The organism is Simiaoa sunii (genome assembly GCF_014337175.1).
In the GTDB taxonomy this organism is placed as follows: Bacteria; Bacillota; Clostridia; order Lachnospirales; family Lachnospiraceae; genus Acetatifactor; species Acetatifactor intestinalis.
This window is the reverse complement of sequence record NZ_CP060633.1, coordinates 2,580,098-2,604,307: the sequence shown is the minus strand read 5'-3', so window position 1 is coordinate 2,604,307 and position 24,210 is coordinate 2,580,098. Positions and strand designations below refer to the sequence as shown.

Below are 24,210 nucleotides of genomic sequence, written 5' to 3'. Positions count from 1 at the left end.
TAATAGAATATAATACCGGAAAGACTTTTTCAAGGAATACTTGCTATTGAACCGCATTGAGCCATTTAAAGTCCTCTTCGGTCGATTCATGACATATTTGGGTCGATTCATGCAGCCCCTGGTTCCGCTGCGAGAAAGTGTGGTACGTTATCTTTAAGATAATGGGGATCACTATGCCCAGCGGAAAGAGGTAAAACGGTATGAAAAAACGAGTATTGAGCATGTTACTGGCATTTATTCTCTGTTTCTCAACACTGCCCATGACAGCATTCGCACAGGAGGCTGTACAGGAAGCGGATGCGGTGACAGAGCAGGAGGAACAGCAGGAAGCAGCCCCTGCGGCAGAGCCGGAAGAACAGCAAGTAGCAGTCCCTGCGGCAGAGCAGAAGGAAGCAGAAGCAGTGGCGGCACCGGGGGAAGAGACTCCGGCTGATAAGAGCACCACTGCGGCAACTCCCGGTACGGAAGATCCCACTGCGGGCGAAGCCCCCGATACTGTGAAATCCACTGGTGAAAGCATTAGCGATAATGATGCCGGCACGCAGGACACCGCGGCAGACGATGAGAAGAAGGCAGCAGTGCAGAAGGTACAGGCACTTATCGACGCTCTGCCGGAGACAGTGACGGTGGAAAATGCAGAAAGTGTCAGTGCGCAGCTGGAAGCCATTGACGAGGCTATGGAGTCACTGACCGAGGAACAGATCGCAGAACTGGATATGACACGACTTCATGCCATTTCTGAGGCGATGAATGCACTGATAATGGTGGCGGAACAGCATACGCACTTTCTCTGTGGTAAGGATACCTGTAATGGGGTAGGCGGACATACGGAGACGAACAAAGTCATCTTTACAGCATGGAATAATGAATCTAAGCTGCCCGAGATTAAAGGTAACTACTATCTGATGAAGGATGTTACATTGAGCGAGTCTTGGACACCTGTCAACGGTGTAGTACTTTGTTTAAATGGGCATAATATCACCATGAAATATGATACTAATGTCATTGTACCAAAAGCTGGGAGTACAGTCACACTCTGTGACTGCGAGGACAAAGGACAAATCACTCACAGCAATGGGTATAAAGGTTCTGGTGCGTTTGTGGCGGGTGGAAGTACTTTCAACATGTACGGTGGTAGCATTACTGGAAATACAGCACGTACGGGTGCAGGTGTAAGGATGTATAACAACGGTACCTTTAATATGTATGGTGGCAATATCACCGGGAACGAAGCCAAAAACTTTACTTCAAATAGTGAAAATGTAGGTATAGGCGGCGGTGTGTGCATGGAGAAAAACAGCACTTTCAATATGTACGCTGGAACAATAAGTAATAACACAGGTGAATATGGCGGTGGAGTGTATAGCTATGATGGGAGCGTTTTCAATATGAGCGGTGGTACTATTGAAAATAACGAAGCTACTGGCAAGAATACGGCTTTTGGCGGTGGCGGCGGAGTGAACATTGTTGGCAACACTTTCAATATGAGTGATGGTACAATTAAGGGCAATAAGACGAGCACATATGGTGGTGGTGTGTATGTGGGTTCGAATTTTAATATGACCGGTGGCGAGATTACCGGTAATGAAGCTAATAAATTCGGAGGCGGTGTGTACGTAAAATCCGCATATGGTAATATGGGTCATTTTACAGTATCCGGTTCCGCTAAAGTCTCTGGTAACACAACGAGTAACGTCTACCTGCCTGATGGTGCGACGATGGCCATTGGCCAAGGAGGATTTGACAACACTGCCAGTATCGGCGTGACCCCAGAGAATTTACCGACAGTGGGCAGCTATGTTGCCATAGCTACAGGTGCTGCGAATGGTGGCTATAGGGACGGCACATTTATCAATGACCAAAACCAAAATACTGGTGACTGTGAATTTCAACAGGTGGGCGATCAGATCCTGCTTGTCAATGGTATGCTGCATCAACATCCTATCTGCGGTAATACCTGTGACCATGACAGCGAACACGCCAACGTGGCATGGAAGGGTGTCTCTTTACTTAGTGAAATTACAACAAGCGGTTATTACTATTTGACGTGTGATATCAACCTGAACGAGACATGGCAACTTCAAAGTGGTAACGTGGTACTCTGCCTGAATGGTCATAACATCACTGCAAATGCGAATGTAGATGTAATCAAGATATCAAATATTGCACAGTTTATTTTGACCGACTGCATGGGTGGGAAGATGGAGTACGGCAAGATTACCCATAAAGAGGGAAATGAAGGGCGTGGTATATATGTCAATAGCATCTTCACCATGTACGGAGGGGAGATCAGCGGAAACACAGCTGATGCACCTTCTGCTTCTAATAAAAGATACGGCGGTGGTGTATATGTGTATGATGGGTGTTCTTTCACAATGAATGGTGGAAAGATTACCAGTAACACAGCAGAGTTTTATGGTGGCGGTGTGTATTTAAGCCGTAAAAGCAATTTCACAATGAACGGAGGTAGTATTACTGGTAATAGTGCCCAAATAAGTGGCGGCGGTGTGGAATTATGTGGAGGAAATTCCGGCGACGATAGCACATTCACCGTTAGTGGCAAAGCAGTGATCAACGGCAACTTTACGCAAGGTAGCTCTATAAAAGCCAACAATGTCGCTTGTAACGGAACGATTATCAACGTTGCCTCTCCCGGACTGGATAGTGAGGCACATATTGGTGTAAGTACAAGTGAAATTAGCGAGGGAGACTATAAGGTTGTGGCGCAAGGCAAAAGTTCCTACCAAATGAAGGATACGGATGCGGAACGCTTTCATAGTGATAATGGCTATGCATCGAAATTAATAGGAAACAGCATTGTTTTTATGAATGGTACGTTGCACGAGCATGCCGTTTGCGGTAAGACGGGCTGTACAGAGGAAGATCATGACAATACCCTGTGGATACCTTTGACTTATGACAGCGAGAACCAGAGACTGCAATATGGTGGAAAAAGTTTAAAGAAGTCCACGTATAATAATAAATATACTCTTTCAGCGGGCAATTATTATCTGTTTGCTGATATTACACTCGACGGATCTATTGAGATTAGCGGCGATGTAAATATCTGTCTGAACGGACATACAATTTCTACAAAATTATATAATAGTGTCTTTGATATAAATTCGCACAAGCTTGCGGTTTGTGATTGCAGCACAGGTCATTCGGGGAAAATAGAAATAATAGATAATCATAGCGAAACAAAGTCGTTCGTTGTAGGGTTGAATGCTGCACAGCTTTGTCTGTATGGAGGTACGATTCAGGGAGGCGATTATGGAGTATATAGCAATCGTTCTAGTGTGAAGCTTTTCGGAGGCAGCATTACCGGCAATACAATCGGAGTAGATGGTTCGTCTTACGATTCGCTAACAATTGGTGGTGATGCAAAGGTCATTGACAATACAACGAAGAATCTCAACCTGTTCGGCAAATCAGTCATCCGTATTGATAAAAGCCTGACATCGAATGCCAAGATAGGCATCACTACAGCTGCTAAACCTTCAGCGAATGCAAACATCAAGATTGCCACCGGTGCGACGAATCCTAAACTGGATTATTCCAAGATTTTTACATCCGATGCAACAGATCAGAATTATGTAGTCACCAAAGATGCAAATGGCAATCTGTACCTGGGAATTCATCAGCACAAATGGCAAGCCACTGCAGAAGGCGCTCAGATTACATTCAAATGCAGTGCGGATGGTTGTAAGTTGGAAAGTGATTTTGCTACAACCTATACGGTTACTGCACCGACGGATTTGGATTTGATCTACAGTGGCAGCGAGAAAGTCGCTACGGTAACAAAGGATGATAAGTATTCTGATGGTTTGGGCTTGCCCACTATACCAGCTATTACCTATCAGGAATTAAAAGAAACAGGATATGTTGGTATTGAAGGAGCACCTAAGGATGTTGGTACATATCAGGCTTCGATTACGATTGATAACGTAACAGCCAGTGTAACCTACAAAATTGTGAGCAAGAAAGTTGCATATCCGACCATTGAGGTTACTGGAACATATACATATGATGGCACTGAAAAGACTCCGGCTGTGGTTGTAAAGGACGAAATAAATGAGATTCCTTCCACTGAGTACAGTGTTTCTTGTGAGAATAACATCAATGCTGGCAACGCTACCGTAAAAATTACGGATGTAGATGGTGGCAACTATAATGTCAGCGGAAGCACAACATTTACTATCGACAAAGCCACGATCACAGTGACACCGACGGCTGGTCAGACAACAATCTATGGCATGTCAGATCCTACGCTGGAATATAACTCATCAGGTGCCATGGCTGGTGAGACACCGGATTTTACAGGTGCATTGTCAAGAAAAGCTGGTAAAGATGCAGGAAGCTATGAGATTACCAGAGGTACACTTAAACTGGCAGATAATGGCAGCTTCAAGGCAGCTAACTACGAGCTGAAGCTTGCCGATACCACGGTACAATTCACGATTGTGCCGAAGACTCTGACAGCAGAGGATTTAGAGTTCATTACAGATACTCCGATTACCAAAAAATATGACGGCACTACTACATGTACAACAGCTAAAGTGCAGATTAAGGACAACGCAAAAGCAGATCCAAATGATGAAGTGCCTACAGTTACAGGTACCTATGCTTACAATAGTGCAAATGTAACAGAAGCCAATAAGGTGACCTTTACGTCTGATATGACAAGCAATACAAACTATATCCTTCCGAAAGATCTAAAACTGGAACATGAAGCAAGCATTACCAAGGCAGATCAGGCAGCATTAACCATAACTTCTACCTCTGCAATCTATGGAACTGATCTGCAATTGACTGTTAACGGTGGCAGCGGTACTGGCGAGGTGACTTACACAGTAGAAAACGGTACTGGTGCAGCTACAATGATCGATGGCATACTGCATCCTGTCAAAGTAGGTGAGGTTACAGTTCAGGCGACGAAATCCGGCGATGATAACTATTACTATGTCCAGAGCGCTAGCACAACAATTACCATTGCTAAAGGAACCTACCCCGGAACAGTCAGCAAGACGGTAAATATTATGCGAAACCGCAGCGATGTCCAGGAGGACACTTTGTACGCAGAAGACTTTTTCCCGGAGGGACAGGCACCGGAGTACGCTCAGACTATTGGTCCTAGACAGGATAGGGGTGAAATTGTGACCATTAATCGGATTATACATTCATTTAGAGGATATGGACTTTCCTATAAAAGTAAGGCAAACATTACCTCCACGACGGACCAGACCTGCACAGTAACCATTTCTTCCGATAACTACAATGACATTACGGCAACTCTGATCTTCCATCCTACGGACAAGATGACAGTTACGATCGAAGGTCTGAACTATAGGAACAAGACCTATGACGGCAGTGCGATTCAGCCGACCGGTACATTGCAGGTTACCGGCGGCGACGTTCCTACAGACGAACTGGAAGTGCTGTATGAGGGTACAAGTGCGAATGGTACGAACTATAGCAACAGCAATGCACCCAAAGATGCAGGTACTTACAAGGTGACCTATAAAGTAGCTGACAGCAACGAGAATTATACCGGCGAGGTGACGTACCCCTTTACCATTTCTCCGAAGGCTGTTACCGCGGATATGATTGGAGCGATTGCTGATGAGACATACACCGGCAGTGATATTACACCGCAACCTGTTGTGACGGATGGCAATACTATACTGACTTCCGGCGCAGACTTTGACTTCAGCTACGGCGAGAATATCAATGCCAGCGAGAATACAGCGACCCTGACCATCACCGGACAGGGGAACTACACGGGAAGCGCAAGCCGGAAATTCATAATCAAGCCGAAGGACAGTAGTAGTGCGACAATCCGGCTGAGCAACAACAGTTTTACTTATGATGGTATAGCGAAGAAAGTGGAAATTGCTTCGGTAACACTTGGTGAAAATACAAATATTTTGACTTTGACATCACCCACGGATTATGACATCAAAGCGGGTAATACGTTCATTAATGCAAATGATGCCATCACTCTGACCATCGCTGGTAAGGGCAATTATACCGGAACAGCGACCACGACCTGGAAGATTACCAGGGCAACTCCTGCATTGGATAACTTTGACGTGACTCCGGAGCTTTCCCGGAAGCAGACCTACGATGGCAAACCGAAAGAGGTGACTGCGAAGACTAAGAACGGTGTGATCGACATGGGTGATGTAACGGTGTACTACGAGGGTATCTCCGGTACTACCTATACCAGAAGGAAAACAGCACCCACCAACGTCGGAAGCTATAAGGTGATCCTGTCCGTAGCGGGAGGCAAGAACTACACCGCAACAGAGATTGAAGCGGGTACACTGACCATTGAGAAGGCGGATCTTACAGTAGAAGACGTTACAGAATTCTTCGAGTACACGAAGAAGGGCGAACAGACCATCAACTTAGCGGAGCTTGTACCGGGCGCAAGAAGCTATGCACTTGACGCATATGCCAATGACAACGGAATTGTGTCCGGAGATATTACTATAGATGCGACCGGCCTTATGAAGTTTGCGTTGTCCGAACTGACGAAAGACAATATTGACAAAAAGGTGACCGTACCTGTGATCATTACCTCGGAGAACTATAAAGATGTTAGAGTTAATGTGATCATTTACATCTCTCCGGAATATCGGATCATTGACGGGGCAGGCAGCTCCTGGACACAGAATACCACAGGCACTGTTGTGATCCGCGGAAACGGCGAATTTTCCAGGTTCCATGCTGTAAAGGTAGATGGAAAAGTACTCGATCCTGCTAACTACGAAGCAAAAGAAGGCTCTACCATTATTACCCTGAAGGCAGAGTATCTTAAGACATTAGCTACAGGCAGCCATACCTTTGCTATCGTCTGGAACAATGGTATCGCCGGTACTAACTTTACGGTCGCAGCGAATACCTCCGGCAATAACAGTGGTAATAACAACAATAATGACAGTAATCATGGCAGCGATAACAGCGGCAACAATGACAGCGGTAATACGGCAGGTGCGGCTGCCAATACCGCCGCCGCTCCGGCGCAGGAACTGGACAAGGTTCCGGCGACCGGAGATGCTTCCGGCATCTGGCTGACGCTCTTTGTGATATCCCTGACCGGACTCGTTGGAATGCTGGCAAGAAGAAAGAAGAACTAAGAATAACGTAAATAATATAGAAGCCTCGCTACAGAGATGATACCTGTAGCGAGGCTTTTTGTCTTGCAATCTTATTTTTCATTTAATATTGACACTATACTTAGCTTTTATTATAATATAAATGAACCACTGAACTCGCGAATGCGATGTAGGTGGTGTTTTATTTTGGATATATTACTAATCCATACATATTTGTCTCATTTGCTTTCAAATTTAGTTTTTTCGCTTCCTTTAACGTCACCATAACCCGTTTTACAAAGAGGTTGTCAATTACAGTTCCCACTCGTTTTGGTAACTCTTCTTTCCGAATTTCGATTTTGAAATATAAATGTACAAAAAATGAAACGAAATCACATATTTGAATAAAATAGGATTCTGATGAATTTTTTTCCATAATATCCTCGATCATATTGCTGATCGGATGATTGACAAACCCAGGCAAATATTTGGATTGGATCGGATTAAATGCACGTATAGCTCTGGCTGTCTTTCTCATAGGTGCTATTCTGCCCTCATCCGTAATCACTAAATAATTCCATTGCCCATCGCTGTCATTCTCGATACGTTGTATATTATATTTCAATGCATTTTCAAGAACGTGATAGTTATTATCTTTAAATTTTTTCTTATCAATAATCACATTTACAATCTTTAAATCCATCTTTGCAATTGTTAACGTAAATGCTTTTATTATATCTTGTTTTGTTTCTTTTGACCAATGATACTCACGATATGGATTTTTATCCGTCAAAAAATGTTTTGTATGCATCTCTTCTGATACATGAAAGCCATATTTATCTTTCAATTCTCTTCTCAAAATACGCATTTTTTCAAAATTTTGCTGCCAGCTCTCTGCAGGCATATACAAACTTGTTAAAATAAAATGGTCTGATGAATTTATTGTTACTCCGTCATCCCCTGTTTCATCAAAATATGCTATATATGTTTTCATCAATTCCCCTTTCATATTTTAGACATTTTAATGCCATTCATTTTTAATAATGAAAACTATGGTGATTCACCAAAATACTGAAATTAAATAAGATTTGAAATAGAAAATTTACTTATAGATTGAGAATAGCAAACTATTCTCAGCCTGTCAACATGACAAAATAACATTCAGAGCAGACTTTCACACATTACAGCGATAGCAAACTAATTTGTTGACGATAAGCCAATTCTTGTATATAATGAATCGTATCACTGTATACAATTCAGAAAATGTACAGGAAGAAAAATTTGAGGAGGCTATTATGACAGGAAATACGCTGGGCTGGGTAATTGTGGCATTCGTGCTGTATTTACTCATGATGATCGCTATCGGAGCGTTCTACGCAAAGGGAAACAACAATTCCGAAGATTACTTTTTAGGAGGCAGAAAGCTGAACGGCTTCGTCGCTGCGCTGTCCGCGCAGGCATCGGATATGAGCGGATGGTTGCTGATGGGGCTGCCGGGAGCTATTTACTTAACCGGTGTCGGAGGTGACGGCTGGATCGCCATCGGACTTTTCATCGGCACGACGCTGAACTGGCTGTTCATTGCCACGAAGCTGCGCAGATATACGATCCGCGCCAACAACTCTGTGACACTGCCTACTTATTTTGAGAACCGCTTCCATGATGAGAAGAAGGTATTGATGACGGTTTCTTCTATTACTATTGTAGTATTTTTCCTGGTATATTGCGCGTCCGCACTTTCTGCCGGAGGTCAGTTGTTTGAGTCCGTGTTCGGTATTGATTATCATGTGGCACTGACCATCGGTGCGCTGGTAGTTTTGGTCTATACCTTCCTCGGAGGATTTACCGCGGTATGTGTGACAGACTTTATCCAGGGTATGCTGATGCTGGTCGGTATTCTGGCAGTACCTTTATTTGCTTATCATTTTTTGACAAGCGGCGGTACTACATTGTCAGCCGGTCTGGAAGCCAGCGGTGCTGACAGTGCCAACTTCCTGAATCTGATGAAGAACGGTGACGGCAGTAATAATATCGTCAGCGTGATCTCCGGTCTCGGCTGGGGACTGGGATATTTCGGTATGCCCCATATTCTGGTGAGATTTATGGCAGTCCGGGATGAGAAGGAAATGACCAAGTCCAAGGCTACTGCCATCAGCTGGGTAGCATTATCCCTGGGATTTGCAGTATTTATCGGTATCCTGGGCAGAGCTTATCTGCCGGAGCTGGTGAACGGCAATAATGAGAAGGTATTTATCGAGATGATCAAGAAGGTATTTACGATGGAGATGCGGGCTCCGTTCATTGCAGGATTGTTCCTCTGTGGTATCCTGGCAGCGATCATGTCCACGGCGGATTCCCAGCTGTTGGTCAGCGCCTCCAGCGTAGCGGAAGATATCTTCAAGGGACTGCTCAAAAAGAATGCGGATGACAAGACCGTTATGAATGTGAGCCGTGTCACAGTACTGGTAGTAGCTGTGCTGGCTTACATCATCGCATGGAATCCGAACAACACCGTCATGGGACTGGTATCCAATGCGTGGGCAGGTTTAGGTGCCGCCTTCGGACCGTTGGTAGTGATGTCCTTATATTGGAAGAGAACCAACTTCCCCGGAGCGGTAGCCGGAATTGTCACGGGAGCACTTGCCGTTATCATTTGGGATTATATTCCTCTCGTGGGCGGACAGACCCTGGGCAAAGCTACCGGATTGTATTCCCTGGTAGTAGGCTTCGGGCTGGGACTTATCGCTATCATCGCAGTCAGCCTCGCTACTAAGGCTCCTTCCGAAGAAATGCTGCAGGAGTTCGAGGACGTGAAGGCAAACCGGCTGTAATCGATCATTTACGAAGTAAATATTGACAGACAAAAATACTGATGGACAGCGAAGATATCTGCCTGTCAGTATTTTTATGTATTTGTGCTGACGAGGGTATGGAATTCAGAAACAAGCTATCTGTACCCAACAGAACTTGTTGGCGAGGGTATAGAAGTCAGAAACAAGCTATCTGTACCCAGCAGAACTTGCGAAAGCGGGTATGTGAGACAAAATCAGGTCGATTATACCCACCGACTTTCACGGACGCGGGTATGTGAGATAAAATCAGGTCGAATATACCCACCGGCCTTCGCAGACGCGGGTATGTGAGATAAAATCAGGTCGAATATACCCACCGGCCTTCGCAGACGCGGGTATGTGAGACAAAATCAGGTCGATTATACCCACCGACTTTCACAGACGCGGGTATGTGAGACTAAACCAGGTCGATTATACCCTCCACCTTTGTACATCGGGGCACAGATAAGGATTTTACCGTAATAAGCCCCGTCGCTGGCAGAATATCGGGGCACAGATAAGGATTTTGCCGTAATAAGCCCCGTCGATACCGGGATATCGGGGCACAGATAAGGATTTTGCCGTAATAAGCCCCGTCGCTGGCAGGACATCGGGGCGCAGAAAGGAATTTTGCCGTAATAAGCCCCGTCGATACCGGGATATCGGGGCGTAGATAAGGATTTTGCCGTAATAAGCCCCGTCGATACTGGAATATCGGGGCGCAGATAAGAATTTTGCCGTAATAAGCCCCGTCGCTGGCAGGATATCGGGGCACAGATAAGGAATTTTGCCGTAATAAGCCCCGTCAATAGCGGAATATCGGGGCACAGATAAGGATTTTGCCGTAATAAGCCCCGTCGCTGGCAGGACATCGGGGCGCAGATAAGGATTTTGCCGTAATAAGCTCCATCGACACGTGAGAACATCCAGGGGAACGGTTTCATTTGCCATAAAAAATATTGGGCGATATTATACTGGGCAATATTATATATAAGAAGAAACTCACAAAAATACAGTGGCGAACCTGTGCAAAACAGCAAAAAGAAATTGTATCAAAAAAAATACAATTTTTTTAAAAAAAGTCTTGCAATGCCCATAAATTCAATGTATACTAATCCTTGCTGTGGCATGATAGCTGTGAAGCGTGAGGTTGCCGGTTCCCAGTAATGGAGATCGGGTTTTCCGTGGAGCGAATGTCAAGTTAGAAAACTGACGGCAAGTCACTGTACCAATTAACATCTGCCTTGAGCAGTAACAACGTGTAAGTTTATGGCCGGAGAGAAGAAAGCGTTGCACAAAGGTCGCAGACACACACGGGAAAGTGTACAGTCACCGCTTGTCCGTACAAAAAGTAAGTATTTACTTACAAAAGTGCGAAAAGGAGGCGACTTTTTTTATGGCAAATCAGGTAATGAGAATTACATTGAAAGCTTATGAACATCAGCTTGTTGATGCATCTGCCAAAAAAATCATCGAAACTGTTAAGAAGACCGGATCTCAGGTAAGTGGTCCCGTGCCTCTTCCTACCAAGAAGGAAGTTGTTACCATTCTGAGAGCAGTACACAAGTACAAGGACTCCAGAGAACAGTTCGAGCAGAGAACTCACAAGAGACTGATCGACATCATGGCTCCCACTCAGAAGACTGTTGATGCTCTTCAGAGACTGGAAATGCCTGCTGGTGTTTACATCGACATTAAGATGAAGAACAACTAATAAGTATTTCAAAGTAAAGCCAAAACAACAAAACCTCTACTTAGACGTAAGAACACAGCGCGATGAACAATCGCCGGGGAAATACGCACAGCGTATTTCTAAGCGTTTCGCAGAAACGCTTTGGTCCGCTATGTAGAACACAGGAGGTAAAAATGAAGAAAGCAATTTTGACAACAAAAGTTGGAATGACCCAGATCTTCAATGAAGATGGCGTGCTCGTTCCCGTAACCGTGCTTCAGGCTGGTCCCTGCGTGGTTACTCAGGTAAAGACCGTGGAGAATGACGGCTACAGTGCTGTACAGGTAGGCTTCGTTGACAAGAAGGATAAGGTTGTTAACAAGGATGCCAGCGGCAAGAAGCAGATCGTACACAGACATGGTGTTAACAAAGCAGAGCAGGGCCACTTCAAGAAGGCTGGCGTAAGCTCCAAGAGATATGTAAGAGAGTTCAAGTTTGAGAACGCTGAGGAGTACACCCTTGGTGCAGAGATCAAAGCTGACATTTTCGCTGCAGGCGATAAGGTAGATGCTTCTGCAATCTCCAAAGGTAAGGGCTTCCAGGGCGCAATCAAGAGATTTGGACAGCACAGAGGACCTATGGCTCATGGTTCCAAGTTCCATCGTCATCAGGGTTCCAATGGTGCATGTTCCTCCCCTAGCCGTGTATTCAAGGGCAAGGGAATGCCTGGACATATGGGTTGTGTAAAGGTAACTGTTCAGAATCTTGAGGTCGTAAGAGTAGATGCTGAGAAGAATCTGCTTCTGGTAAAGGGTGCAGTACCCGGACCTAAGAAAGCTTTAGTAACCATCAAAGAGACCGTTAAGGTTGAGGCATAGTTTAGGACGAAAGGAGGACCAATCAGATGGCAAACGTATCTGTTTACAATATGGAAGGCAAAGAAGTTGGTACAATCGAATTAAACGATGCAGTGTTTGGTGTTGAAGTGAACGAGCACCTGGTACACATGGCAGTTGTACAGCAGCTTGCAAATAATCGTCAGGGAACTCAGAAAGCAAAGACCCGTTCTGAGGTATCCGGTGGCGGAAGAAAGCCCTGGAGACAGAAGGGAACCGGTCATGCAAGACAGGGTTCAACCAGATCTCCCCAGTGGGCAGGCGGCGGCGTAGTATTCGCTCCCGTTCCCAGAGATTACTCTTTCAAGCTTAACAAGAAAGAGAAGAGAGCAGCTCTGAAGTCTGCACTGACCAGCAAGGTTCAGGGAAGCAGCCTGATCGTAGTTGATGAGCTGAAATTCGACGAGATCAAGACCAAGAACTTCACCAATGTTATGAATAACTTAAAGGTAGAAAAGGGACTGGTAGTGATCGCTGATAACGATGTTAACGTAGTTATGTCTGCTAGAAACGTAGCTGATGTAGATACCACCCTGGTAAATACCATCAACGTTTACGACGTAATGAAGGCTAAGACAGTTGTCCTGACCAAGGATGCTGTTGCAAAGATTGAGGAGGTATACGCATAATGGCTGATATTAAATACTATGATGTAATCCTCAAACCCGTTATTACCGAGAAGAGCATGGCCGGCATGGGCGAGAAGAAGTACACCTTCCTCGTTCACACCGAAGCTAACAAGTCTCAGATCAAAGAGGCTGTTGAGAAGATGTTCGAAGGTACCAAGGTTAAGAGTGTTAACACCATCAATATGGATGGCAAGAACAAGAGACGCGGAATGGTTACCGGCAAGACTGCCAAGACCAAGAAGGCAATTGTTCAGTTAACTGCAGATAGCAAAGAGATCGAGATCTTCGCAGGTCTGTAAGAATAAAGCTACTGCTTAAGATTCAAGTATGCGGCACTTAAGTGCTCGCGCAAAAAATCATCGTAAAGGAGATACAGTAATGGGAATTAAGACATACAACCCCTATACACCTTCCAGAAGAAACATGACTGGTTCTGACTTCTCTGAGATCACCAAGACCTCTCCCGAGAAGAGCCTGTGTGTTTCCCTGAAGAAGAACTCCGGCCGTAACAATCAGGGTAAGATCACTGTAAGACATCGCGGCGGCGGTTCCAGAAGAAAATACAGAGTAATTGATTTCAAGAGATACAAGGATGGCATTCCTGCAACCGTAATCGGTATCGAGTACGATCCTAACAGAACAGCAAACATCGCGCTGATCTGCTACGAAGACGGTACCAAGTCCTATATCCTCGCTCCCGAAGGTCTGACCGACGGAATGAAGGTTATGAACGGTGCAGAGGCCGAGGTCAGAGTAGGTAACTGCTTGCCTCTGTCCGAGATCCCTGTAGGTACTCAGGTACACAACATTGAGTTATATCCCGGTAAGGGCGGCCAGCTGGTTCGTTCCGCCGGTAACAGCGCACAGCTGATGGCAAAAGAAGGTAAGTACGCTACTCTTCGTCTTCCCTCCGGTGAGATGAGAATGGTTCCCCTGGTTTGCCGTGCAACTGTTGGTGTTGTAGGTAACGTTGATCATAGCCTGGTTAAGATCGGTAAAGCCGGACGTAAGCGTCACATGGGCATCCGTCCCACCGTACGTGGTTCCGTCATGAACCCCAACGACCATCCTCATGGTGGTGGTGAAGGTAAGACCGGTATCGGTCGTCCCGGCCCCAGCACACCTTGGGGTAAACCTGCTCTTGGTCTGAAGACACGTAAATCTAAGAAGGCTTCCAACAAGCTGATCGTAAGAAGACGTGACGGCAGAGCAATCAAATAGTTAAGGAGGAAAGATCATGGCTAGATCACTGAAAAAAGGACCTTTCGCAGACGCAAGCCTGTTAAAGAAAGTCGACGCTTTAAATGCATCAGGACAGAAGCAGGTTATTAAGACCTGGTCCCGTCGTTCTACAATTTTCCCTTCCTTCGTAGGACATACGATTGCTGTTCATGATGGTAGAAAGCATGTTCCCGTATACGTTACTGAGGATATGGTAGGCCACAAGCTCGGTGAGTTCGTTGCAACCAGAACCTTCAGAGGCCACGGCAAGGACGAGAAGAAATCCAAGGTTAAATAATAATTTTATTGACCTGGAGCTAAAAATATGCTATCTTATATAGATGGCTGGGAGAGCTATGCGCTCTCCCGAGGGTCTTCCCTCGAAATTATATATTAAGAGGAAAGAAGACAGGATATTTTTGTGCGCAGCACTTAGGATACACACGGGTGCGTTGCGCGGTTTCAGTTTGAAAGGAGGACCAAATCTATGGCTAAAGGACATAGATCCCAAATTAAGAGAGAAAGAAACGCTCAGAAAGATACAAGACCTTCAGCTAAGCTGTCTTACGCAAGAGTATCTGTTCAGAAGGCTTGTTTCGTATTAGATGCCATCAGAGGCAAAGACGTACAGACTGCACTTGGTATTCTGGAGTACAATCCCAGATATGCTTCCAGCCTGATCAAGAAGCTGCTTGAGTCAGCAATCGCTAATGCTGAGAACAATAACGGTATGAATACCGAGAACCTTTACATCGCAGAGTGCTATGCAAATAAAGGACCTACCATGAAGAGAGTAAAGCCCAGAGCACAGGGCAGAGCTTATAGAATCGAAAAGAGAATGAGCCACATTACCATCGTTCTTGATGAGAAGAAGTAGGGAAAGGAGCTATTGAAAAGTTTATGGGACAGAAAGTTAATCCTCACGGCCTGAGAGTCGGTGTTATTAAAGATTGGGATTCCAAGTGGTACGCTGATGCGGAGTTTTCCGATTATCTGGTAGAAGACTACAACATCAGAAAGTTCCTGAAGAAGAAATTATACAGTGCAGGTGTTTCCAAGATCGAGATCGAAAGAGCATCTGACAGAGTAAAGGTTATCATCTATACTGCTAAGCCCGGTGTTGTGATCGGTAAGGGCGGTGCTGAGATCGAAGTAACCAAGAAAGAGCTCTCCAAGTTAACCGATAAGAAGGTTATGGTTGACATCAAAGAGATCAAGAGACCTGACAGAGATGCACAGCTGGTAGCTGAGAACATTGCTCAGCAGCTGGAGAACCGTGTATCCTTCAGACGTGCAATGAAGTCCTGCATGGGCAGAACCATGAAGTCCGGTGCTATGGGTATCAAGACCTGCTGTTCCGGTCGTCTGGGCGGTGCTGATATCGCTCGTGCTGAGTTCTACAGCGAGGGAACCATTCCTCTGCAGACCCTGAGAGCAGATATCGACTACGGTTTTGCTGAAGCAAACACCACCTATGGTAAAGTTGGAGTTAAAGTTTGGATTTATAAAGGCGAGATACTTCCTACAAAAGGAAATCAGATGGAAGGGAGCGATAAATAATGTTAATGCCGAAGAGAGTAAAACGTCGTAAACAGTTCCGTGGATCCATGGCCGGAAAAGCTTCCAGAGGTAACACCCTGGCATATGGCGAATTTGGTCTGGTTGCTACAGAACCCTGCTGGATCAAGTCTAATCAGATTGAGGCAGCCCGTATTGCGCTTACCCGTTATACCAAGCGTACCGGTAAAGTATGGATTAAGATTTTCCCCGATAAGCCCGTAACTGTAAAGCCTCTCGGTACTCGTATGGGTTCCGGTAAAGGCGCTGTAGATTGCTGGGTAGCAGTTGTTAAGCCCGGACGTGTAATGTTCGAGATCGCTGGTGTTCCCGAAGAGGACGCTCGTGAAGCATTACGTCTTGCTATGCACAAGCTCCCTTGTAAGTGTAAGATCATTGCTAAGGCAGATGTGGAAGGCGGTGTGACAGAATGAAATCAAATAAATTTGTAGAAGAATTGAAGACAAAGTCCGATGCAGAACTGGCACAGGAGCTGGTAGCTGCTAAAAAAGAACTTTTCAATTTGAGATTCCAGAACGCAACCAATCAGTTAGATAATACTGCAAGAATTAAAGAAGTAAGAAGAAACATTGCACGTATTCAGACTGTTATCACCGAGAAGGCTAGAGCGTAACGCGTGGGTGCGTAGAAAGGAGATCAAACCGTGGAAAGAAATTTAAGAAAAACACGTACTGGTAAAGTTATCAGTAATAAGATGGATAAAACTATTGTAGTTGCAATCGAAGAGCATGTTAAGCATCCCCTTTACAAAAAGATCGTAAAGGACACCTACAAGCTGAAGGCTCATGACGAGAATAACGAGTGCAACATTGGCGATATCGTAAAAGTTATGGAGACAAGACCCCTGTCCAAGGACAAGAGATGGAGACTTGTTGAGATCGTAGAGAAAGCTAAATAAATTAGTTTGTAAGAAACCGTGAAAGCGGTGAAGGAGGAATAACATGGTTCAGCAGGAAAGTAGACTGAAAGTTGCTGATAACACCGGCGCAAAAGAGTTACTTTGCATTCGTGTTATGGGCGGTTCTACCAGAAGATATGCACAGATCGGCGATGTGATTGTTGCTTCCGTTAAAGATGCAACACCAGGCGGCGTTGTAAAAAAAGGTGATGTAGTAAAGGCAGTTGTAGTTCGTTCCGTAAAGGGCGCTCGTCGTAAAGACGGTTCTTACATCAAGTTTGATGAGAATGCTGCAGTTATCATCAAAGATGACAAGACTCCCAGAGGAACCCGTATCTTTGGGCCGGTTGCAAGAGAGCTTCGTGAGAAACAGTTCATGAAAATTGTTTCCCTGGCTCCCGAAGTATTATAAGGAGGTTGCCACATGTCTACAATGAAAATTAAGAAGGGCGACACCGTTAAGGTTATCGCCGGTAAAGACTTAGGTACAGAGGGCAAGGTTCTCTCTGTAGACGTAAAGAATCATAAAGTCCTGGTTGAGGGCGTTAAAAAGATCACAAAGCATGCAAAGCCTTCTCAGGCAAACCCCAATGGCGGTATTGTTGAGAAAGAAGCTCCTATTGATATTTCAAACGTTATGCTTGTTGTAAAAGGCAAGACCACAAGAGTTGGCTTCAAGGTTGAAGACGGCAAGAAAGTACGTTTCGCAAAGTCAACAGGCGAAGTGATTGACTAATCAATAGGAAGGAGGAAATATAAGTGAGCAGACTGAAAGATTTATATAACAATGAGATCGTCGATGCTATGGTTAAAAAGTTCGGTTACGCTAATGTAATGGAAGTTCCCAAGCTCGACAAGATCGTTATCAACATGGGTGTTGGTGAAGCAAAAGAAAACGCTAAGATCCTTGAAAATGCAGTTGCTGATATGGAAGCTATCACCGGACAGAAGGCAGTTCTGACCAAGGCTAAGAATTCCGTAGCTAACTTCAAGATCCGTGAGGGTATGCCCATCGGATGTAAGACCACTCTGCGTGGCGAGAAGATGTATGAGTTCCTGGATCGTCTGGTTAACCTCGCTCTTCCTCGTGTCCGTGACTTCAGAGGCGTTAACCCTAACGCATTCGACGGCAGAGGTAACTATGCACTCGGTATCAAAGAGCAGTTCATCTTCCCTGAGATCGAGTACGACAAGATCGACAAGACCAGAGGTATGGATATCATTTTCGTAACAACTGCTAAGACCGACGAAGAGGCACGTGAGCTGCTGAGACTGTTCAACATGCCTTTCGCAAAGTAATCAAGGAGGTAAATTCTGATGGCAAAGACATCAATGAAGATTAAACAGCAGCGCAAACCTAAGTTCTCTACGCAGGCTTATACCCGTTGCAAGATTTGTGGTCGTCCCCACTCTGTACTGAGAAAATACGGAATTTGCCGTGTTTGCTTCCGTGAACTGGCATACAAGGGCGAGATTCCCGGAGTTAAGAAGGCTTCTTGGTAAGAGTGAAAAGATTTTCTAAGCCAGCAAAATACGCTGGCTAACAAAATCTAAGTTTCGCTCCTAAGAGAATTTTGCTATGCAAAATTCTCCGAGACGAAAAGAAATCCCTATGAAATTCTTCGGAGCGAAAAGTTTTAACTTAGTTTATAAGAGTAATCTTATAATATAGATGGTATATACAAAATGTATGTACTTAGCATGATTCAAGTCAAAGAATAAGGAGGAAACTAAATCATGACAATGAGCGATCCTATCGCAGATATGCTTACAAGAATCCGTAATGCAAATACTGCAAAGCACGACACCGTAGACGTACCTTCTTCCAAGATGAAGCTGGCTATTGCACAGATTCTGCTGGATGAGGGATATATTAAGAAGTACGACATCGTTGAAGACGGTGGTTTCAAGACCATCCACATCACTCTGAAGTACGGCGCAGACAAGAACGAGAAGATCATCTCTGGTATCAAGAGAATTTCCAAGCCCGGTTTACGTGTATATGCCGGCAAGGAAGATCTGCCTAAGGTTCTCGGCGGTCTGGGTATTGCTATCATTTCTACCAACCAGGGTGTTATCACCGACAAGAAGGCTCGTGAGCTTCAGGTTGGTGGCGAAGTATTAGCATTCGTTTGGTAAGGATGAAAAGATTTTCTAAGTCAGCAAAATACGCTGACTAATAAAATCTAAGTTTCATCCCTAAGAGAATTCCTTGCGGAATTCTCCTGTGTAACTATTGTTTTTCTATAGAATTATAGGAGGTACGGGCATGTCCAGAATAGGTAGAATGCCAATCGCAATTCCCGCAGGTGTAACTGTAGAGGTTGCAGAAAATAATAAAGTGACTGTGAAAGGTCCCAAGGGCACTCTGGAAAGAGTATTACCCTCTGAGATGGATATTAAAGTAGAAGGAGCAGAAGTTCTTGTAAGCAGACCCAATGATCTGAAGAAGATGAAGTCTCTTCATGGTCTGACCAGAACTCTGATCCACAACATGGTAGTAGGTGTTACCGAAGGTTTCGAGAAGAAACTGGAAGTAAATGGTGTTGGTTACAGAGCTGCTAAGTCCGGCAAGAAGCTGACCCTGAACCTTGGTTACTCTCATCCCGTAGAGATGATCGATCCTGAAGGCATCGAGACTGTAGTCGATGGTCAGAACCTGATCACTGTTAAGGGTATCGACAAAGAAAAAGTTGGCCAGTTTGCAGCTGAGATCCGCGACAAGAGAAGACCTGAGCCTTATAAGGGTAAGGGTATTAAGTATGCCGATGAGACCATCAGACGTAAAGTTGGTAAGACTGGTAAGAAATAATAGATAAGGAGAGTATGAAGATGGTTAGTAAAGAGTCCAGACAGTTAGTACGTGCAAAAAAGCACATGAAAATCCGTAACCGCTTCAGCGGCACTGCTGAAAGACCTCGTCTTGCAGTGTTCAGAAGCAATAATCATATGTATGCTCAAATTATCGACGATACAGTTGGTAACACTTTAGTATCTGCATCCACTCTTGAGAAAGAGATCAAGGCAGAGCTGGAGAAGACCAATAACGTTGATGCAGCAGCATATCTTGGAACTGTTATCGCAAAGAGAGCAATCGAAAAAGGCATCAAGGAAGTTGTTTTCGACCGTGGCGGTTTCATTTATCAGGGTAAAGTAGCAGCTTTAGCCGATGCAGCCAGAGAAGCTGGCCTGGAATTCTAGGAAAGGAAAGAGGAATACACCATGAAACACACAATCATAGATGCAAGCCAGTTAGAGTTAAATGATAAAGTTGTTACCATCAAGCGTGTAACCAAGACCGTTAAAGGTGGTCGTAATATGAGATTCACCGCTCTGGTAGTAGTCGGCGACGGCAACGGCCATGTAGGCGCTGGTCTGGGAAAGGCTGTAGAAATTCCCGAAGCTATCCGTAAGGGTAAGGAAGACGCTGTTAAGCACATCGTAGAGATCAATCTGGATGAGAACAATTCTATCACCCATGATTTCATCGGTAAGTATGGTTCTGCTAACGTTTTACTGAAGAAGGCTCCCGACGGTACCGGTATCATCGCTGGTGGTCCCGCTCGTGTCGTATGTGAGCTTGCAGGTATCAAGAATATCCGTACCAAGTCTCTTGGCTCCAACAATAAGCAGAACGTTGTTCTTGCAACAATCTCCGGTTTAAGCCAGATCAAGGCTCCCGAAGAAGTAGCAAAGAATCGTGGAAAGTCTGTTGAGGAAGTTCTGGCGTAAGCCGGATCTTCCCGTTAAGTTGACAGGGCCAACAGAAAGGAGTAGAGTATGGCAGACAAGAAGTTAAAGATCACTCTGGTAAAGTCCACTATCGGTGCTGTACCGAAGAATAAAGCAATCGTGGAGTCTATGGGACTGCGTAAGATCGGCAAGTCCGTAGTACTGCCTGATAATGATGCAACAAGAGGACAGATCCGTCAGGTGAATCATTTGATCAAGGTAGAAGAAGCATAATCAGATAAGGAGGTGTTAGGAATGGAATTATCCAATTTAAGACCTGCAGAAGGTTCCAAACACAGTGATAATTTTAGAAGAGGCCGTGGACACGGTTCAGGAAATGGCAAGACCGCAGGTAAGGGTCATAAGGGACAGAAGGCTCGTTCCGGAGCTCCCAGACCTGGTTTCGAAGGTGGTCAGATGCCTTTATACAGACGTATTCCTAAGAGAGGTTTCACAAACAGAAACACGAAGGAAATCGTTGCTATCAATGTAAGTGCTCTGGAGTGCTTTGACAACGGTGCTACCGTTGATGTAAACGCATTAGTTGAAGCAGGAATCATTAAGAACCCCAGAGATGGAGTAAAGATCCTTGGAAACGGAGAACTTACCAAAAAGCTTGATGTAAAGGTAGATGCATTTAGTGCATCCGCAAAAGAAAAGATCGAGGCTCTTGGTGGAACTGCTGAGGTGATGTAATGCTTACAACACTGAAAAACGCATTTAAAATCAAAGAAATCAGACAAAAGATTCTTTTTACACTGGGAATGTTAGTTGTGATCCGTATCGGATCACAGCTTCCCGTACCCGGAGTGGACACGAAGTTCTTTTCTCAATGGTTTGCCCAGCAGACAGGCGGTGCGTTCAGTTTTTTTGATGCCATTACGGGCGGTTCTTTCCTGAACATGTCTATTCTGGCATTGAATATCAACCCTTATATTACATCTTCCATTATCATGCAGCTGCTTACAATTGCTATTCCTAAGCTGGAAGAAATGCAGCGTGATGGTGAAGACGGCCGTAAGAAAATGGTCGCTATCACCAGATACGTAACCGTAGCGCTTGCACTGATCCAGTCCACAGCGATGGCAATCGGTTTCGGCAGACAGGGCTATCTGATCGAGTTTAATGCTCTGAATGTAATTACCGCTATCACAGCACTTACCGCCGGTAGTGCTTTCCTGATGTGGGTGGGTGAACGAATCACAGAAAAAGGTATCGGAAATGGTATTTCCATCGTACTGGTGATCAACATCATTTCCAGACTTCCTCAAGACCTGAGCAATCTGTTTGAGCAGTTTGTGTTCGGAAAAGCTCCGGCAACCGCAATTCTTGCTGTAGTGATCATCTTTGCAATTATTATTGCAATGGTGGTACTGGTTATCATCTTAAATGATGGTGTGCGCAAGATTCCGGTACAGTATGCCAAGAAAATGCAGGGCAGAAAGATGGTCGGCGGACAGACCTCCAACATTCCGTTGAAGGTAAATACTTCCGGTGTTATTCCCATCATTTTTGCACAGTCCATTATGCAGTTCCCGATTATTATCTGTTCCTTTATCGGATATAACGGAACCGGCGTGTGGGCAGAGATCCTCAAGGGTCTGAATTCCGGTTACTGGTGCAAACCCAGCCAGCCGATTTATTCCCTGGGACTTTTGCTTTACATTGTATTGATTGTATTTTTTGCATACTTCTATACATCCATTACATTTAATCCTTTGATGATTGCCGATAATATGAAGAAGCAGGGCGGTTTTATCCCCGGTATCAGACCCGGTAAGCCGACCAGCGATTATCTGAATAAGATTCTGAATTATATCGTATTCATCGGTGCGATCGGTCTGATCATTGTATCTGTGATCCCGTACTTCTTCAACGGTGTGTTCGGTGCAAGCGTATCTTTCGGCGGTACCAGCCTGATCATTATCGTAAGCGTAGTACTGGAGACCATGAAGCAGGTAGAATCTCAGATGCTTGTTCGTAACTACAAGGGATTCCTGGAAGATTAGTAGCATAACAGTAACCGGATGATTAAAGATCATCCGGTTATTTTTGTATTATGGGAAAATCTATTGCAAAAAATCCGCATAAAAGTTAAAATATAAATGTTGGGCTGTATTTGTAGCTTATCCATAGAAGAGCAGAGCCTGCAGCTGCAGGCAGATAGGAGCAGATATGAAGATTATCATGTTAGGCGCACCCGGTGCAGGTAAAGGTACACAGGCAAAAATGATCGCTGAGAAGTATGGAATTCCTCATGTATCCACAGGAGATATTTTCCGTGCAAATATCAAGAACGGAACTGAGCTTGGTATGGAAGCGAAGAAATACATGGATCAGGGTCAGCTGGTTCCCGATGAACTGACCGTCAAGATCCTCTTAGACAGAGTTGCACAGGATGATTGCAAGAACGGCTATGTACTGGATGGATTCCCCAGAACCATTCCTCAGGCAGAGGTACTGGACAAGGCACTGACCGAGCTGGGAGATGCGATTGATTTTGCGATCGACGTAAATGTTCCCGATGAGAATATCGTGAAGAGAATGTCCGGCAGACGCGCATGTCTGTCCTGCGGTGCAACCTATCATATCGAGCACATTCCTCCCAAGAAGGAAGGCATCTGTGACAAGTGTGGACAGGAACTGGTACTGCGTGATGATGATAAGCCGGAGACCGTATTGAACCGCCTGAAGGTATATCATGACCAGACCCAGCCGCTGATCGATTTCTATACCAAGAAGAATGTATTAAAGACCGTAGACGGCACCAAGGATATGAAGGAAGTATTTGCGGATATCGTAGCAATCCTTGGCTAAGCAAAATCCGGAACACTGACAGCAGCAGGAATGTCCGGAGAAGAAAGGTGAACAAAATGGCAGTAACAATCAAATCACAGCGTGAGATCGAGCTGATGAGAGAATCATGTAAAATTTTGGCGGATGTATTCAGCCAGATGGAGAAGGCAGTACACCCCGGTGTATCCACTCTGGATATCAACAATCTGGGTGAGAAGCTGATCCGTGCCCACGGCTGTATTCCCAACTTCCTGAATTATAACGGATATCCGGCATCTATCTGTGTATCTGTGAATGATGAAGTCGTACATGGTATTCCTCACAAAGATCATATTCTTCACGAGGGTGATATTGTAAGTCTGGATGCAGGATTGATCTATAAGGGGTATCATTCCGACATGGCACGTACTTTCCCGGTAGGTCAGGTCAGTGAAGAAGCAAGACTCCTGATGGAGAGAACCAAGGGAAGCTTTTTCGCAGGAATCGAGATGGCGAAGGCAGGCAACCACCTGTATGATATTTCCAATGCCATCGATGCTTATATTAAACCTTTTGGTTATGGCATCGTAAGAGATCTGGTAGGCCATGGTATCGGCACTAGCCTGCATGAGGATCCGCAGATTCCCAATTTTGCACAGCACAGACGTGGACTGAAGTTACAGGCAGGTATGACGCTGGCGATCGAGCCCATGATCAATATCGGAAGACCGGATGTGGCATGGCTGGATGACGACTGGACAGTTGTCACCGAGGATGGATCCCTGTCCGCACATTATGAGAATACGGTCCTGATCACGGACGGCGAGCCCGAGATCCTGACCATGTATTAAGAGTAATCCACTGCGATTATAATGCGT

The 24,210-nt window shown here is 45.0% G+C and carries 27 protein-coding genes; 26 read left to right on the top strand and 1 reads right to left on the bottom strand.

Translation table 11 applies throughout. The annotated features are described in order from the left end of the window. The first annotated feature begins 200 nt into the window (after positions 1-200). A complete protein-coding gene (locus tag H9Q77_RS11990) occupies positions 201-7,142 on the top strand; it encodes an MBG domain-containing protein (protein WP_249325711.1) in 6,942 nt (2,313 codons plus the stop codon). Between the two features lie 160 nt (positions 7,143-7,302). Here H9Q77_RS11990 and H9Q77_RS11985 read toward each other — a convergent pair whose 3' ends face one another. Continuing rightward, a complete protein-coding gene (locus H9Q77_RS11985) occupies positions 7,303-8,094 on the bottom strand; it encodes a DUF3800 domain-containing protein (RefSeq protein ID WP_249325709.1) in 792 nt (263 codons plus the stop codon). A 301-nt stretch (positions 8,095-8,395) separates the two neighbouring features. On the opposite strand from H9Q77_RS11985, the gene putP reads away from it, so the two are divergent. The 25 genes from putP to map all read left to right on the top strand — a co-directional run bounded on the left by putP (position 8,396) and on the right by map (position 24,183). Beyond that, on the top strand, positions 8,396-9,931 hold the full coding sequence (gene putP / locus H9Q77_RS11980) for a sodium/proline symporter PutP (RefSeq protein ID WP_249325708.1): 1,536 nt from the start codon (positions 8,396-8,398) through the stop codon (positions 9,929-9,931). 1,396 nt (positions 9,932-11,327) lie between these two features. Next, positions 11,328-11,645 carry a 30S ribosomal protein S10 gene (gene rpsJ, locus H9Q77_RS11975; protein ID WP_022154516.1) on the top strand — a complete coding sequence of 106 codons (318 nt, stop codon included), beginning with the start codon at positions 11,328-11,330 and terminating at the stop codon, positions 11,643-11,645. Between the two features lie 152 nt (positions 11,646-11,797). Then, positions 11,798-12,481, top strand: a complete 684-nt coding sequence (gene rplC, locus H9Q77_RS11970; protein WP_022154515.1) for a 50S ribosomal protein L3 — start codon at positions 11,798-11,800, stop codon at positions 12,479-12,481. A 26-nt stretch (positions 12,482-12,507) separates the two neighbouring features. After that, entirely contained in the window at positions 12,508-13,128 is a 621-nt protein-coding gene (gene rplD, locus H9Q77_RS11965) for a 50S ribosomal protein L4 (RefSeq protein ID WP_249325706.1), read from the top strand. After that, complete coding sequence (rplW, locus tag H9Q77_RS11960; RefSeq protein ID WP_022154315.1) at positions 13,128-13,427, top strand: 50S ribosomal protein L23; 300 nt, start codon at positions 13,128-13,130, stop codon at positions 13,425-13,427. Before rplD ends, rplW begins: the two co-directional genes overlap by 1 nt. Positions 13,428-13,506: 79 nt before the next feature. Next, a complete protein-coding gene (gene rplB / locus H9Q77_RS11955) occupies positions 13,507-14,349 on the top strand; it encodes a 50S ribosomal protein L2 (protein WP_022154314.1) in 843 nt (280 codons plus the stop codon). Between the two features lie 16 nt (positions 14,350-14,365). Then, entirely contained in the window at positions 14,366-14,647 is a 282-nt protein-coding gene (gene rpsS, locus H9Q77_RS11950; RefSeq protein ID WP_022154313.1) for a 30S ribosomal protein S19, read from the top strand. 189 nt (positions 14,648-14,836) lie between these two features. Further along, positions 14,837-15,226, top strand: coding sequence for a 50S ribosomal protein L22 (gene rplV, locus H9Q77_RS11945; protein WP_022154312.1), 390 nt, complete (start codon positions 14,837-14,839; stop codon positions 15,224-15,226). 23 nt (positions 15,227-15,249) lie between these two features. Beyond that, positions 15,250-15,909, top strand: a complete 660-nt coding sequence (rpsC, locus tag H9Q77_RS11940; protein ID WP_022154311.1) for a 30S ribosomal protein S3 — start codon at positions 15,250-15,252, stop codon at positions 15,907-15,909. After that, entirely contained in the window at positions 15,909-16,340 is a 432-nt protein-coding gene (rplP, locus tag H9Q77_RS11935; protein WP_022154310.1) for a 50S ribosomal protein L16, read from the top strand. Before rpsC ends, rplP begins: the two co-directional genes overlap by 1 nt. Beyond that, positions 16,337-16,540, top strand: a complete 204-nt coding sequence (rpmC, locus tag H9Q77_RS11930; protein WP_022154309.1) for a 50S ribosomal protein L29 — start codon at positions 16,337-16,339, stop codon at positions 16,538-16,540. The genes rplP and rpmC overlap by 4 nt, the downstream gene beginning before the upstream one ends. A 30-nt stretch (positions 16,541-16,570) precedes the next feature. Next, positions 16,571-16,825, top strand: coding sequence for a 30S ribosomal protein S17 (gene rpsQ / locus H9Q77_RS11925; protein ID WP_022154308.1), 255 nt, complete (start codon positions 16,571-16,573; stop codon positions 16,823-16,825). Between the two features lie 43 nt (positions 16,826-16,868). Next, complete coding sequence (gene rplN, locus H9Q77_RS11920) at positions 16,869-17,237, top strand: 50S ribosomal protein L14 (RefSeq protein WP_022154307.1); 369 nt, start codon at positions 16,869-16,871, stop codon at positions 17,235-17,237. A 12-nt stretch (positions 17,238-17,249) separates the two neighbouring features. Beyond that, positions 17,250-17,561 (top strand): 50S ribosomal protein L24, encoded by a 312-nt coding sequence (gene rplX / locus H9Q77_RS11915; RefSeq protein WP_249325705.1) that lies wholly within the window; start codon positions 17,250-17,252, stop codon positions 17,559-17,561. 23 nt (positions 17,562-17,584) lie between these two features. Then, positions 17,585-18,124, top strand: coding sequence for a 50S ribosomal protein L5 (rplE, locus tag H9Q77_RS11910; protein ID WP_022154305.1), 540 nt, complete (start codon positions 17,585-17,587; stop codon positions 18,122-18,124). An 18-nt stretch (positions 18,125-18,142) separates the two neighbouring features. Then, a complete protein-coding gene (locus H9Q77_RS11905) occupies positions 18,143-18,328 on the top strand; it encodes a type Z 30S ribosomal protein S14 (protein WP_022154304.1) in 186 nt (61 codons plus the stop codon). A 234-nt stretch (positions 18,329-18,562) separates the two neighbouring features. After that, entirely contained in the window at positions 18,563-18,964 is a 402-nt protein-coding gene (gene rpsH / locus H9Q77_RS11900) for a 30S ribosomal protein S8 (protein ID WP_022154303.1), read from the top strand. Positions 18,965-19,094: 130 nt separating this feature from the next. Beyond that, complete coding sequence (gene rplF / locus H9Q77_RS11895) at positions 19,095-19,637, top strand: 50S ribosomal protein L6 (protein ID WP_022154302.1); 543 nt, start codon at positions 19,095-19,097, stop codon at positions 19,635-19,637. 20 nt (positions 19,638-19,657) lie between these two features. Continuing rightward, positions 19,658-20,026, top strand: a complete 369-nt coding sequence (gene rplR / locus H9Q77_RS11890) for a 50S ribosomal protein L18 (protein ID WP_022154301.1) — start codon at positions 19,658-19,660, stop codon at positions 20,024-20,026. 21 nt (positions 20,027-20,047) lie between these two features. Further along, a complete protein-coding gene (gene rpsE / locus H9Q77_RS11885) occupies positions 20,048-20,557 on the top strand; it encodes a 30S ribosomal protein S5 (protein WP_022154300.1) in 510 nt (169 codons plus the stop codon). Between the two features lie 48 nt (positions 20,558-20,605). Further along, positions 20,606-20,791, top strand: a complete 186-nt coding sequence (gene rpmD, locus H9Q77_RS11880) for a 50S ribosomal protein L30 (protein ID WP_022154299.1) — start codon at positions 20,606-20,608, stop codon at positions 20,789-20,791. Positions 20,792-20,812: 21 nt separating this feature from the next. Continuing rightward, positions 20,813-21,253: a 50S ribosomal protein L15 gene (rplO, locus tag H9Q77_RS11875; RefSeq protein WP_022154298.1), complete on the top strand. Its 441-nt coding sequence runs from the start codon at positions 20,813-20,815 to the stop codon at positions 21,251-21,253. Then, the gene (gene secY, locus H9Q77_RS11870; protein WP_249325704.1) at positions 21,253-22,566 is read left to right on the top strand and encodes a preprotein translocase subunit SecY; all 1,314 of its coding nucleotides are present in this window, start codon (positions 21,253-21,255) and stop codon (positions 22,564-22,566) included. Before rplO ends, secY begins: the two co-directional genes overlap by 1 nt. A gap of 166 nt (positions 22,567-22,732) precedes the next feature. Next, on the top strand, positions 22,733-23,374 hold the full coding sequence (locus H9Q77_RS11865) for an adenylate kinase (protein WP_022154295.1): 642 nt from the start codon (positions 22,733-22,735) through the stop codon (positions 23,372-23,374). A 56-nt stretch (positions 23,375-23,430) separates the two neighbouring features. Then, the gene (gene map, locus H9Q77_RS11860; RefSeq protein WP_022154294.1) at positions 23,431-24,183 is read left to right on the top strand and encodes a type I methionyl aminopeptidase; all 753 of its coding nucleotides are present in this window, start codon (positions 23,431-23,433) and stop codon (positions 24,181-24,183) included. Positions 24,184-24,210 lie beyond the last annotated feature (27 nt).

Bases quoted from the DNA above. Each gene is read 5' to 3' on its own strand.
- H9Q77_RS11990 (WP_249325711.1), top strand. From the start codon at position 201: ATGAAAAAACGAGTATTGAGCATGTTACTGGCATTTATTCTCTGTTTC.
- H9Q77_RS11985 (WP_249325709.1), bottom strand. From the start codon at position 8,094: ATGAAAACATATATAGCATATTTTGATGAAACAGGGGATGACGGAGTA.
- putP (WP_249325708.1), top strand. From the start codon at position 8,396: ATGACAGGAAATACGCTGGGCTGGGTAATTGTGGCATTCGTGCTGTAT.
- rpsJ (WP_022154516.1), top strand. From the start codon at position 11,328: ATGGCAAATCAGGTAATGAGAATTACATTGAAAGCTTATGAACATCAG.
- rplC (WP_022154515.1), top strand. From the start codon at position 11,798: ATGAAGAAAGCAATTTTGACAACAAAAGTTGGAATGACCCAGATCTTC.
- rplD (WP_249325706.1), top strand. From the start codon at position 12,508: ATGGCAAACGTATCTGTTTACAATATGGAAGGCAAAGAAGTTGGTACA.
- rplW (WP_022154315.1), top strand. From the start codon at position 13,128: ATGGCTGATATTAAATACTATGATGTAATCCTCAAACCCGTTATTACC.
- rplB (WP_022154314.1), top strand. From the start codon at position 13,507: ATGGGAATTAAGACATACAACCCCTATACACCTTCCAGAAGAAACATG.
- rpsS (WP_022154313.1), top strand. From the start codon at position 14,366: ATGGCTAGATCACTGAAAAAAGGACCTTTCGCAGACGCAAGCCTGTTA.
- rplV (WP_022154312.1), top strand. From the start codon at position 14,837: ATGGCTAAAGGACATAGATCCCAAATTAAGAGAGAAAGAAACGCTCAG.
- rpsC (WP_022154311.1), top strand. From the start codon at position 15,250: ATGGGACAGAAAGTTAATCCTCACGGCCTGAGAGTCGGTGTTATTAAA.
- rplP (WP_022154310.1), top strand. From the start codon at position 15,909: ATGTTAATGCCGAAGAGAGTAAAACGTCGTAAACAGTTCCGTGGATCC.
- rpmC (WP_022154309.1), top strand. From the start codon at position 16,337: ATGAAATCAAATAAATTTGTAGAAGAATTGAAGACAAAGTCCGATGCA.
- rplN (WP_022154307.1), top strand. From the start codon at position 16,869: ATGGTTCAGCAGGAAAGTAGACTGAAAGTTGCTGATAACACCGGCGCA.
- rplX (WP_249325705.1), top strand. From the start codon at position 17,250: ATGTCTACAATGAAAATTAAGAAGGGCGACACCGTTAAGGTTATCGCC.
- H9Q77_RS11905 (WP_022154304.1), top strand. From the start codon at position 18,143: ATGGCAAAGACATCAATGAAGATTAAACAGCAGCGCAAACCTAAGTTC.
- rpsH (WP_022154303.1), top strand. From the start codon at position 18,563: ATGACAATGAGCGATCCTATCGCAGATATGCTTACAAGAATCCGTAAT.
- rplF (WP_022154302.1), top strand. From the start codon at position 19,095: ATGTCCAGAATAGGTAGAATGCCAATCGCAATTCCCGCAGGTGTAACT.
- rplR (WP_022154301.1), top strand. From the start codon at position 19,658: ATGGTTAGTAAAGAGTCCAGACAGTTAGTACGTGCAAAAAAGCACATG.
- rpsE (WP_022154300.1), top strand. From the start codon at position 20,048: ATGAAACACACAATCATAGATGCAAGCCAGTTAGAGTTAAATGATAAA.
- rpmD (WP_022154299.1), top strand. From the start codon at position 20,606: ATGGCAGACAAGAAGTTAAAGATCACTCTGGTAAAGTCCACTATCGGT.
- rplO (WP_022154298.1), top strand. From the start codon at position 20,813: ATGGAATTATCCAATTTAAGACCTGCAGAAGGTTCCAAACACAGTGAT.
- secY (WP_249325704.1), top strand. From the start codon at position 21,253: ATGCTTACAACACTGAAAAACGCATTTAAAATCAAAGAAATCAGACAA.
- H9Q77_RS11865 (WP_022154295.1), top strand. From the start codon at position 22,733: ATGAAGATTATCATGTTAGGCGCACCCGGTGCAGGTAAAGGTACACAG.
- map (WP_022154294.1), top strand. From the start codon at position 23,431: ATGGCAGTAACAATCAAATCACAGCGTGAGATCGAGCTGATGAGAGAA.